The following is a 1464-nucleotide window of genomic DNA, read 5'->3' on the forward strand; positions in this document are numbered from 1 at the left end:
TTAAGCCATTACCCCCTTCGGTTAAGAGCCCGCACGAATGCAATCGCATGAGAAATCACTTTACCCATTTCAAATCTACATTAGGCCGTCGATTCACACCCCCGCTGTCAGCCCCGGACGGGATGATAGTCTCCAGAAGGCGCAGGGAAATTTGCCAATCCGAAGCGCGCGAGGGAGGCTAAAATTTTATCCCGAATAGCCGTAGAGCCATTTGTGGTAGCCATGACTGAGCTGCTTTGTGCTCAGTCTGTGGCGGACGCAGGGCGGCTGGAGCATCTCCTATTCGCTGCGTAGGTGAACGAATTACGGCGACAGGAGTCCCGGAATTTCGTGAGGTAGCATGGCGCGCCTGATCTTCATAACAGGAACTTGTAAAGCGTGGACTGCAAATCGCCAGAAATACTAAATCCTGATCGCCTGTGTTGCTGATACGTTGACGACAAAGAACCGGAATTAGCACTACATCACCAGGGTTAACTTTTGTCGCTGCAAGTTCGCCTACTTCAACTACCCCCGTGCCGGAAATAATAACATAGCGCTCAATAGTATCCGCAAGTCGGTGCCAGCGAGTGGTCACGCCCGGCGTAACCCTGGCTTGAGCAATCGAAACATCAGTATCCTGAGTGGAATTGGATAGTTCAATAATATGACAACCTTCGTCGATAAAAAACTCATCTTGAGGGGGGTAGGGAAGAATTGTTGCTTGCATAAAGGGGAGCCTGTTTGTATAAATGCTGGGAATGTCGCTGATTTATCCGTAGGCCGGAATAGCGCAGCGTTTTCCGGCACACGCACGAAAAAAAAGTACTCCCAATCTTCGTGGTGAAAGCAATATATTTTTAGAATCGGTGTGTTATTACTTTTCTCTGCATCCATTGGTGGAAAACGCTGCGCTATTCCACGTTACGTTAGCGGTTCAATTTTTTTGATGGTGGTGGAGTATATCGATTATCCAGAGTTCTATCAATTTTAACGGTAAGGTTTTCCACCGTTTTAATGGTTAGTTTTTTATTTGGTCCTTTCGCTTCGGAAACATAATTGCCTACCAGCTTGGCATCACTAACGCGGATTAAATGACCGATTAAATAGGCAAATAAAAAGCTGGGTTTATGTAGTCTTCCCACCAGCACATAATCAGCCCCAAATTTTTTAGCCAGGTTTGCAGCAATCGCTGAAAATCAGGGAAACGGAGCCTAAGCGAAGTGATGATTTTTAGTCCGCGATAGCCGTAGGGCCGTTATTTTGTCGGAGTCTGAGCGTTAGCGAGGGTGGAGACAAAATAAAAGGCCATCCGACACGGCGTCAAGTCATTTGGAGCCTATGTTCCGACCCCTTGTTGGGTCGGGACGAGGTGACGAGGACGAATCGGGGCCGCCGGAGGCATAAGTGGTCGCGTTAAGTTTTTGCTGCTTGCTTGGGCTGGGATGCCCAAAACAAGCTTTCGCAAAAATAGCGACTCCCCGA

1 protein-coding gene and 1 pseudogene are annotated in these 1464 nt (G+C 48.2%); both read right to left on the minus strand.

What is annotated here, in order from left to right; genetic code table 11:
• Positions 1–400: 400 nt before the first annotated feature.
• Positions 401–709, minus strand: a pseudogene (locus CDZ78_RS19325) (cupin domain-containing protein); the annotation flags it as partial.
• 199 nt (positions 710–908) lie between these two features.
• Positions 909–1130 carry a hypothetical protein gene (locus CDZ78_RS19330; RefSeq protein WP_174664598.1) on the minus strand — a complete coding sequence of 74 codons (222 nt, stop codon included), beginning with the start codon at positions 1128–1130 and terminating at the stop codon, positions 909–911.
• Between the last annotated feature and the right edge of the window lie 334 nt (positions 1131–1464).

Source organism: Bathymodiolus platifrons methanotrophic gill symbiont (assembly GCF_002189065.1).
In the GTDB taxonomy this organism is placed as follows: Bacteria; Pseudomonadota; Gammaproteobacteria; order Methylococcales; family Methylomonadaceae; genus Methyloprofundus.